Annotated in this window: 8 protein-coding genes; 1 reads left to right on the top strand and 7 read right to left on the bottom strand. The window is 66.2% G+C overall.

Annotated elements, in window-relative coordinates; genetic code table 11:
* Nucleotides 1–42: 42 nt before the first annotated feature.
* The 5 genes from Q8814_RS11495 to Q8814_RS11515 all read right to left on the bottom strand — a co-directional run bounded on the left by Q8814_RS11495 (nucleotide 43) and on the right by Q8814_RS11515 (nucleotide 4,907).
* The gene (locus Q8814_RS11495; protein WP_330152146.1) at nucleotides 43–795 is read right to left on the bottom strand and encodes a YebC/PmpR family DNA-binding transcriptional regulator; all 753 of its coding nucleotides are present in this window, start codon (nucleotides 793–795) and stop codon (nucleotides 43–45) included.
* A gap of 62 nt (nucleotides 796–857) precedes the next feature.
* Entirely contained in the window at nucleotides 858–1,469 is a 612-nt protein-coding gene (pdxT, locus tag Q8814_RS11500; RefSeq protein WP_330152154.1) for a pyridoxal 5'-phosphate synthase glutaminase subunit PdxT, read from the bottom strand.
* A 55-nt stretch (nucleotides 1,470–1,524) separates the two neighbouring features.
* Entirely contained in the window at nucleotides 1,525–2,334 is an 810-nt protein-coding gene (locus Q8814_RS11505) for an acyl-CoA thioesterase (RefSeq protein ID WP_330152147.1), read from the bottom strand.
* Nucleotides 2,335–2,445: 111 nt separating this feature from the next.
* Nucleotides 2,446–3,378, bottom strand: coding sequence for a pyridoxal 5'-phosphate synthase lyase subunit PdxS (pdxS, locus tag Q8814_RS11510; RefSeq protein WP_408015884.1), 933 nt, complete (start codon nucleotides 3,376–3,378; stop codon nucleotides 2,446–2,448).
* A gap of 110 nt (nucleotides 3,379–3,488) precedes the next feature.
* Entirely contained in the window at nucleotides 3,489–4,907 is a 1,419-nt protein-coding gene (locus tag Q8814_RS11515; RefSeq protein WP_330152149.1) for a wax ester/triacylglycerol synthase domain-containing protein, read from the bottom strand.
* Between the two features lie 237 nt (nucleotides 4,908–5,144).
* Here Q8814_RS11515 and otsB point away from each other — a divergent pair, with 237 nt between their 5' ends.
* Nucleotides 5,145–8,831: a trehalose-phosphatase gene (gene otsB, locus Q8814_RS11520; RefSeq protein WP_330152150.1), complete on the top strand. Its 3,687-nt coding sequence runs from the start codon at nucleotides 5,145–5,147 to the stop codon at nucleotides 8,829–8,831.
* 43 nt (nucleotides 8,832–8,874) lie between these two features.
* Here the strand turns inward: otsB and Q8814_RS11525 are convergent, their stop codons facing one another.
* Together Q8814_RS11525 and Q8814_RS11530 are read right to left on the bottom strand one after the other, a co-directional pair.
* Nucleotides 8,875–9,750 (bottom strand): universal stress protein, encoded by an 876-nt coding sequence (locus tag Q8814_RS11525; protein ID WP_408015885.1) that lies wholly within the window; start codon nucleotides 9,748–9,750, stop codon nucleotides 8,875–8,877.
* A 111-nt stretch (nucleotides 9,751–9,861) separates the two neighbouring features.
* Nucleotides 9,862–10,426 (bottom strand): NUDIX hydrolase (locus Q8814_RS11530; RefSeq protein WP_330152152.1); only part of this gene is annotated, 565 nt, incomplete at its 5' end.

Below are 10,426 nucleotides of genomic sequence, written 5' to 3' on the forward strand. Positions count from 1 at the left end.
TCGGGAGTTCCGACACGCACCCCCGGCCACCGGGTCGTGCGATCAGGCGTCGAGTTCGGCGAGAACGTCGTCGGACACGTCGACATTGGTGTAGACGTTCTGCACGTCGTCGCAGTCCTCGAGCGCATCGATCAGCTTGAAGACCTTGCGGGCACCTTCGGCATCGACGGGAACCTCCACCGAGGCCCGGAAGTCCGGATCCGCGGAGTCGTAATCGATCCCCGCATCGACCAGCGCGGTGCGCACCGCAATGAGGTCCGAGGCCTCGGACACGACCTCGAAGCTGTCGCCGAGGTCGTCGATCTCCTCGGCGCCCGCCTCGAGTACGACCTCGAGGATCTCGTCCTCCGTCCGGCCGTTCTTCTCGAGCACCACGACGCCCTTGCGGGTGAACAGGTACGCCACCGAACCCGGATCGGCCATGTTGCCGCCGTTGCGGGTCATCGCGGTCCGGACCTCGCCCGCGGCGCGGTTGCGGTTGTCGGTGAGGCACTCGATCAGCAGGGCGACACCGTTGGGGCCGTAGCCCTCGTACATGATCGTCTGCCAGTCGGCGCCGCCGGCTTCCTCGCCGCCACCGCGTTTGCGCGCGCGTTCGATGTTGTCGTTCGGAACCGAGCTCTTCTTCGCCTTCTGGATGGCGTCGTAGAGGGTCGGGTTACCTGCCGGGTCGCCACCACCGGTCCGGGCTGCCACCTCGATGTTCTTGATGAGTTTCGCGAACATTTTGCCGCGCTTGGCGTCGATGACCGCCTTCTTGTGCTTGGTGGTGGCCCATTTGGAGTGGCCGCTCATTCGCTTCGAGCCCCTTCCGGCGAGGTGAAGTCGGCATGCACCGACTGGTCGGAGCGTCGATTCTACCTTCCGAGCTGGATATGCGATCGAACAGCGTCGACGAACAGGCGATGTACCCGCAGATCACCGGTGACCTCGGGGTGAAAGGACGTCGCCAGGACATTGCCCTGACGCACCGCGACGATGCGCCCGGCCGCCGGACCCTCCGGAACGGTGGCCAGCACTTCGACTGCCGTCCCGGCCTTCTCGACCCACGGCGCGCGGATGAACACCGCCCGCACCGGCCCGTCGTCGATGCCCGTCATATCGAGATCCGTCTCGAACGAATCGACCTGTCTGCCGAAGGCGTTGCGGCGCACCGTGATGTCGAGGGCATCGAGGTGTTCGGCGTCGCCGCGGGTGTCGAGGACCTCGGTCGCAAGCAGGATCATTCCGGCGCACGAGCCGTAGGCCGGCAGACCCGCCTTCAGCCGGGCGCGCAACGGCTCGAGCAGGTCGAACACCCGTAGCAAGCGGCTCATGGTGGTCGATTCGCCACCCGGAATCACGATCCCGTCGACGGCGTCGAGTTCGTGGTCGCGCCGAAGCGCGATGGTGCGGGCGCCCGCTGCCTCGAGTGCGGCGCGGTGCTCGCGGACATCGCCCTGCAGCGCGAGCACGCCGATGGTGGGCATTGCGGTCACTGGTGACTCCCGTCGTCGATCGGCCGGGACACTCCGGCTGTCCGCCTCAGGTACGGCTGAGGCCTTCCTGCACCACCGCAGCGACGAATCGGCCGCTGCTGTCGAAGATCCTGCCCTGGGTCAGTGCCCGTCCGAAGCCGGCGGACGGTGAGGTCTGGTCGTAGAGCAGCCACTCGTCGGCGCGGAAAGGGCGCAGGAACCACATGGCGTGGTCGAGGGAGGCACCCTGGATCTTCTCGTCCCTGTGGATGACCATGGACGACCCGAGCAGGGTCATGTCGCTCATGTACGCCAGGGTGCACACGTGCAGCACCGGATCGTCCGGTAGCCGCAGCCGCGACCGGAACCACAATTGCTGCTGCGAAGCAGATCCGGGCCGACGCGCGATGCGATCCTGCGGAACGAAACGGAATTCCCATTCCGACCACTCCTTGCGCGCCCACGCGTACTCGGGTTCGTCCAGCTCGACCGCATCGGCCAGGTCGTCGGGCATCGGCACCGTCGGCATCGTGTCCTGGTGTTCGATGCCGTGATCTTCGACGTGGAACGACGCCGACATCGTGAAGATCGCCTTGCCGTTCTGGATCGCGGTCACCCGCCGTGTGCCGAAGGAGCGGCCGTCCCGGATCCGCTCCACCTGATACACGATGCTCTTGTCCGGGTTTCCCGGTCGCAGGAAATAACCGTGCAACGAATGCACCCCGAACGCCGGCTCCACGGTCCGCACCGCCGAGACGAGCGCCTGGCCCGCCACCTGACCACCGAACGTGCGCTGCAGCAGTGTCTCCGTTGCAGTGCCGCGGAAGATATCGTTCTCGATCTGCTCGAGCGCCAGGATGTCTTCGATCTTCGCCATGAGGGCCCTTTCCGTGCTCCGTCCGGATGAAGGCTAACGGGCACGGCGGCTCCGCCGCGCATCGTCCGCCCGAACGGGCCCACGGATCAGGTCACGACAGGAGCGACGGGTTCACCACCCGCGTTCGGCAAGCCGATGCGGCTGCGGGATCTCGTCGACGTTGATGCCCACCATGGCTTCACCGAGACCGCGCGACACCTTCGCGAGGACGTCCGGGTCGTCGTAGAACGTGGTGGCCTTGACGATCGCGGCCGCGCGCTGCTCCGGATTGCCGGATTTGAAGATGCCCGACCCGACGAAAACGCCCTCCGCGCCGAGCTGCATCATCATCGCGGCGTCGGCGGGGGTGGCGATGCCACCGGCGGTGAACAGGGTCACCGGAAGCTTGCCTGCCTTCGCGACCTCGACGACGAGATCGTAGGGCGCCTGCAGTTCCTTGGCCGCGACGTACAGTTCGTCCTCGGGAAGCGATGTCAGCCGGCGGATCTCCTGCCGGATCTTGCGCATGTGCGTGGTCGCGTTGGAGACATCGCCCGTGCCGGCCTCACCCTTCGAGCGGATCATCGCCGCGCCTTCGTTGATGCGCCGCAACGCTTCACCGAGGTTGGTGGCACCGCACACGAACGGCACCGTGAAGGCGAACTTGTCGATGTGGTTGGCATAGTCGGCAGGAGTGAGGACCTCCGACTCGTCGATGTAGTCCACGCCGAGTGACTGCAGGATCTGCGCCTCGACGAAATGACCGATGCGCGCCTTGGCCATGACGGGAACGGACACGGCTTCGATGATCCGGTCGATCATGTCGGGGTCGCTCATACGCGACACCCCGCCCTGGGCGCGGATGTCGGCGGGCACACGCTCGAGCGCCATCACGGCCACGGCACCCGCGTCCTCGGCGATCTTGGCCTGTTCGGCGTTGACCACGTCCATGATCACGCCACCTTTGAGCATCTCCGCCATGCCGCGCTTGACGCGTGCGGTACCGGTGCTGGATGTGACTTCTGGGGTGCTCACGGCAAGGACTCCTGACAAAAGTGTCGACATGGAACGGCGCGGACCGATGCGGCTGCGCGCTGCGGCGAGTCTATGGTCGCCGGACCCGCCGGTCCCATAGCCAGTCGCGCACCTCTGGCCTTGCCTGCCGTGCGGACGGGTCAGGTGGTGACGACCACCCCGACGTCGTCCGCGTCCGGACAGAGCGCGAGCACGTCCCGGAATCCTCGGGCAAGTGATTCGGCCAGAAGATCGATATCGGGGACCGACTCGGCGTCGACGTTGATCCCGATACAGCACCGGGACATGAAGGAGATCAGGGTGACATTGAAGGCCGAGCCCAAGGTGGGACCGAACGCGTAATATCCCAGGACTTCCGATCCGGCGATGAACAACGGTATCGGCGACCCCACGACATCCGAGGCGAGGAAGTCGACGTGTTTGAACATGCTGCCCAAGACGGCCGACGGCAGCATGTTGAGTGCACCGGCGATGGTGGGTGTGATCGCGGCCGCGGGCTCGTGGCGCCACGTATCGACCGTGCCATGGATGCTGCGCACGAGTTCGGCGGGATCGCTGATATCGGCGGGAAGTTCGAACCGGGCGAGTGTGACCCGATTGCCGCCGAGCGGATCCCCCTCGGTACGGAGACTGATGGGCATCGTCACGCGCAGCCGGGCGACGTCGACGTCGTGAAGACGGTGGTACCGGGCCGTACCGAGCAGGATCGAAGCGAGAAAGGCGTCGTTGATCGATCCGCCGCCGGCGGACGCGGCGTGGCCGAGAGCCTTGATGGGGACGTCCAGAACCGCGAGGCGACGTCTGGTGCTCCGCTTGGTCATCACCGGCGAGTTGGTGGTGACGACCGGACGCGTGAATCTGATCGTCGATCCGAGAGTGGACACTGCGCTGCGCAGTGCCGCAAGCGGGTTCAGCACCAGCTGCGGGGTTCGCCGAACCAGCGTCGTTGCGGCCTGCCACGTGAGCCGGCCCGCGGTTTCCTGATACCAGGCGAGACCACCGATCGGAGAGGTGCTCTCGGAATCGGTCGACGCGGGTGCGGCAGGAGGATCGTCCCGGACAGTGCCTTCCCGGCTGAAATCGACGATCTCGTTGACGATCTGCATGCCGCCGATACCGTCGGTCAGGGCGTGATGCACCTTCATGACGATCGCGGCCTGTCCCGAGTCGAGTCCGCTGAGCACCGTGAATTCCCACAGCGGGCGCTCCTTGTCGAACGCTGCCATCGCGGCAGTCCGGGCGAAGTCGAGGACGTCACTCCAGCCGCCACCCTCGGGCACCGCCAATCGGCGCAGATGCCAACTGAGATCGAACTCCGGGTCGTTCACCCATCGGGGTGGAGCCGGACCTACCGCGTCCGTGACGACCCGTTGGCGGAAGATCGGAACCCTTCGGGTCCCTCGATCCATCATGTCGACGAACCGCTGCCAGTCGGGACTCCGGTCGAGGAGCGCCACCGCGACGATCGTCGAGCGCAGAATCGGGTCCTCTTCCATGCGCCACGACATGTGGTCGGCCTGCGTCATGTACCGCGGGCGTGTCGTGCTCACCGTGATCACCTCGTGTCGGGGGGCGGGGGAACTGGGGACGGACGACCGGCGGCCGGAACCCGCATCGAATATATCGCTGCCTTATGAGTATTCGGGCAGTTCGGACAGTCTCCCAGTGCCGAAGTGCTCATTTCCCAGGTCCGGTCGGCGCGGAGCCGCCACGAGCCTGGCCCGTTCTCGTCCCCCCGACCACCTGTCCGACGTAGTCTGTGCCCACCTTGGGAGCCGTTCGGAGAGCAGGCGGACATGCAGAAGCACAACGTCCGGACCGATCACGTGATCCGGCCGCTGATCGATCTGCGTCACCACAGTGCCGTCGTTTTCGATCTCGACACCGTGGTCGACACGACACCCACACGGGACAGCGTGCAGCCCATCGAATCGACCGTTGCGCTGGCGCGCCGGTTACGTCACGACGGCGCCGAAACCGTCGTGTTCTCGGCGAGCGGAGATACGGCGGACGTACTGGAGGCGGCCGGAATCGCCGATGTGTTCCCTGTTCGGGTCGACGAGGTCGCGCCGCTGCACACGACGAACCTGCTCGGTGTGCATCCCCCGGACGCCGTGCTCGTCACCGCGGACAGGCAGGCCGCGGCACAGGGACGCCGAGAGGGATTCGCGCTGGTGATCGCGGTCGCACGGAACGACTGCAGCGACGGACTGCACCACCCGGACGCGGACGTCGTGGTGCGCGACCCGTCCGACATCGAACTCCGCGCGGACGATCGCCGGCTGTCCGCTGTTCCCGACGCCATCACCGCTCGCAACGATCTCAATGTGCTTCTGCGCGTGCGCCGTCCCACGGTCGTCCTCAGCTTCGACGGCACGCTGTCGGAGCCGGTCCCCGACCCCGCCGACGCAGCGCTCGTCGACGGCGCAGCAGGAGCACTGTCCCGTCTGGCGGCCGAAGTCCCCGTCGCCGTGATCAGCCGGCGAGAGCTCAGCGACCTTCGCGCACGGGTCGGCATACCCGAGATCTGGTATGCGGGCAGCGAAGGGCTGGAACTTGCGGGCCCCGACGGCCGGCAGTACGAGAATCCCGTCGCCCGTACCGCGGCCCTCGCGCTCGACCGGGTGACCCCGGCTCTGCGCACGCGTCTGCAACGCGTCCCGGGAGTGTCGATCGAACGCAAGCCGTTCGCGGTGGTCGTCCACTGCCCGCAGGCGGCAGCGGAGTGCATCGACGAGATCGGCGCAGCAGTGTCCGAGATCTCCGGCCAGGAGCAATCACTCCGGGTCGTCGGGGGCCCCGAGATGATCGAACTGCGGCCCGACCTCGACTGGGACCGGGGCCGGGCGCTGCATTGGATCCTCGAGTGCATCATCGGTTCGGAGACTCTGCTTCCGATATACGTCGGCGACGCTCTCGTCGACGAGGACGGTTTCGACGCCGTTTCGGACAGCGGAACGGGGATCGTCGTCCGGAACGACATGGAGGGAGACCGGCGGTCCGCGGCCCAGTTCGCGGTGGACGGGCCGGCGCAGGTGTGCCGCCTGCTCGAGCGACTTGCAGACCTGCTCGACCGAGATCCCGTGAGCGCAACCCGCGCCGGTGGATGGGTTCTCTTCTTCGACGGCTACGACCCCGCAACCGAGAAACTTCGCGAGGCGCTGTGCACCGTAGGGAACGGTTTCTTCGCCACCCGGGGATGCGCACCCGAATCTCGTGCCGGCCGGGTGCACTACCCCGGGACCTACATCGCCGGGATCTACAACCGTCTGGTCGACGAACGCTCCGGCATGACAGTTACCAACGAGAGTCTGGTGAACGCGCCGAACTGGCTGCCGACAACCTTCCGCATCGACGGTGGAGCGTGGTTCGACGTCGATTCCGTCGACTTACTGGAGTACCGTCAGTACCTGAACCTCCGCCGCGCAGTTCTCACGCGACGCATCCGGTTCCGCGACGATTCGGGACGAACAACGACCATCGTCCAGCGACGTTTCGCCGCTATGCATCTCCCTCACATCTGTGCGCTCCAGACGACAATCGTGGCCGAAGATTGGTCCGGCACAATCGAATTCCGGTCCACACTGGACGGTTCGGTAGAAAATACCCTCGTCGACAGGTACCGCGAACTCTCCGCCGACCACCTGGATCGCGTACACGCCGCGGAATTGTCGCCCGACTCGGTGGTGCTGACAGTGCAGACGAACCAATCGCGGATTCCGGTGGCGATGGCGGCGCAGACCACTGCATGGTCCGACGGCGAACGCCGCGACACCCGGTACCGGCTGTACGACGACGGCGAAAGCATCGGCCATGAAATAACTTTCGACCTGGAGAGAGCCGACTCCGCTGTGGTGGAGAAGGTCGTGACGGTGTGGACCGGACGCGACCATGCCACCTCCGACCCGGCAGAGGCCGCGGCCCGATCTCTGTCCGGCCTCGGCCGGTTCGAGCACATTCTCGACGGTCACGTGCTCGCGTGGGAGCACCTGTGGGACCGGGTGGGGATCGACCTGGCCGAGCACGAAGACGACGCGCGGGTCGTGCGATTCCACCTACTTCACCTGCTGCAGACGGTTTCTCGGCACACGACCGATCTGGATGTGGGTGTACCCCCCCGCGGATTGCACGGCGAGGCATACCGCGGTCACATTTTCTGGGACGAGTTGTTCGTCTTCCCCGTGCTGAATCTGCGGGTGCCGTCTCTGACACGGTCGCTGTTGCGCTACCGGTACCGTCGCCTTCCCGAGGCACGACGAGCCGCGCGTGCGGCAGGCTACCCGGGCGCGATGTTTCCGTGGCAATCGGGCAGTGACGGGCGAGAGGAAAGCCAGCAGCTGCACCTGAATCCGCAATCGGGGCGGTGGCTTCCCGACCCCAGCTGGCGACAGCACCACATCGGGATCGCAATCGCTTATAACGTCTGGCAGTACTACCAGGTCACCGGAGACGCCGAGTTTCTCACCGACTTCGGCATCGAGATGCTGGTGGAGATCGCCCGGTTCTTCGCGGGCCTCGCCACATACGATCGGATGCAGGCCCGGTATGTCATTCGCGGCGTCATGGGGCCCGACGAGTTCCATTCCGGCTACCCCGACGCACCGTACGACGGGATCGACAACAACGCCTACACCAATGTCATGGCGGTGTGGGTGATTCTCCGTGCCATCGAGGCACTCGACGCCGTCCCCGCGACCAACCGTACCGAGCTTGTCGAGAGCCTGAACCTGAGCGCGCAGGAACTGTCTCGCTGGGCGGATGTCGGAAGCCGCATGTTCGTGCCGTTTCACGACGGGGTCATCAGCCAGTTCGAGGGATACGACAACCTCGAGGAACTCGACTGGGAGGGTTATCGCGAGCGCTACGACGACATCCAGCGGCTCGACCGCATACTCGAAGCGGAGGGCGACGACGTCAACCGCTACCGCGCGTCGAAGCAGGCCGACGTGTTGATGTTGTTCTACCTTCTCTCGGCCGACGAACTGCGGGCGCTGTTCGAGCGGCTCGGATACCGGCTCGAGCACGAGGCGATCCCGCGGACCATCGACTATTACCTGACCCGAACCTCCCACGGTTCGACGCTCAGCGCGGTCGTACATTCGTGGGTGCTCGCCCGCGCCAACCGCGACCGCGCAATGCACTACTTCGAGCAGGTGCTCGAATCCGATGTCGTCGACATCCAGGGCGGTACGACGGCGGAAGGAATCCACCTGGCAGCGATGGCAGGCAGTATCGACCTGCTCCAGCGGTGCTTCACCGGCCTCGAAACACGTGGTGACCGACTGGTACTCGGGCCGCAGTGGCCGGAATCTCTGGGTGCGCTCGAATTCCCGATCTGGTACCGCGGGCACCGGCTGTGGCTGGCGGTCAGCGGCCGGCAGGTCGAGGTCAGCGCAGAAGCCGGGAACCAGCGGCCGATCGAGATCATGTGCAGGGACCAGGTCGTCGAACTACAGCCGGGATGCACCGTCCGGCTGAGCTGACGTCCGGCCGAGGACGCACCGGCAGGGGCGTCCCCGCATCCGCCTATTCGCGGGGACGCACGACCGTCACCGGGCAGTGCGAGGTCGAAATCAAGGTGTTACTCGTGGAGCCGAGGAGCATCCCGCGGAGACCGCCGCGACCGCGGCTCCCCACGACCACCAACTGTGCATGCCGGGACCATTCGAGGAGGCGACCCCGCGGGTTGTCGATGTATATCCGGCGTTCGACGCCGACCTCGGGATACCGTTCCTGATATCCGGCGAGCGACTCCGCCAGCACCGCGCTGCCCTCCTCTTCGAGGCTCTGCGGAAACAACACTGCGGTTCGCGGGTCTTCGAACGCGCCGGCACCGAGATCGCTCCACACATGCACCGCGACGACGGACGCCCCGCGGAAGGATGCTTCCTCGAACGCCGTGGCGACCGCGTCTTTGCTTGTCGCGCTGCCGTCCACGCCCACTACCACGGGACCGGTTTCGCGGGACTCACCACGCACCACGACCACTGGGCACTTCGCGTGCGTGGCAACCTTGATCGCGGTGTTGCCGAGCATCAGCGATGTCGCGACCTTGCCCGCACCGGACGCGCCCACCACCACCCATGTGACGTGCTCGGACATGTCCACCAGCTTCTGCGCGCCGGTTCCGCGCGACAATGCGGTCTCGATACCGATGGTGGGGGCAATGCCACGGGCGCAATCTTCTGCGGCGGCAAGGACGTTCCTGCCGTCCTGCTCGATCCAGTCGTAAGCTCCCCCGTCCATGCCCGCATATCCGTACGGCGCATAGTCGAGGCTGTGCACGATCGTGAGCCCGGCCCCCCGCCGGTCCGCCATCGTGGCCGCGTACTTCACTGCGGCGGTGGATGCGGGAGACCCGTCGGCACCGACGGCGACGATGTTCGATCGGTTCGGAGACATCATTTCCTCACTGGCACCGGCTCGGCGCGTCATAGGTGCTCAGGAATTTACCAATTCGCACACAACGTGTCTCCGGATCCACATTTGTCCTCCGCGTCGGTCACGCACCGGTCAACGGATCGCACGTACCTCGGGCACTCGCCGCCCCGTGGCGATCTCGCGGGCCTCTACCAGCAGATGCGGCAGTTCCTGGGGGTACAGCGGCTCGCCCGAGAGCAGCAGATCCTGCACCTCGCCGATCTCGAACCATCGGTGTTCCAGACGCATCCGGCGTTCGAGTTCGGTGAAGCCGTTGGAGTCGGGCGAGAACGCGGGAGCTTGCGCGGCGAAGAACATTTCCTCGGAGTGGAGAACTTCGCCGTTGAACGGAAACACCGCCACGCGCCGCCACATCGGGCCGGACACCCGGACGCGGTTCACCTCCAGGCCTGTTTCTTCGGCGATCTCGCGGACCGCTGCGTCGAGCAGGGTCTCCCCCGGTTCCACCGCGCCCCCGATCGTGAACCAGAAGTGTGCGTCCGGCACGGCCGGGTCGTGTCCACGAAGCAGCAGCACGCGGCCGCCCTCGTCGAACAGCACCACCCTCGCCGACGTCCGCAGCCGGTCGGGCACCGGTGCCGCTTTCGCCGCATCCCCGGACGAGGACGGCGGTGGCGTGAATCCGGCCGCCGTATCC

The sequence above is a fragment of the Rhodococcus chondri genome, from assembly GCF_036327435.1.
GTDB lineage: Bacteria > Actinomycetota > Actinomycetes > Mycobacteriales > Mycobacteriaceae > Rhodococcus > Rhodococcus chondri.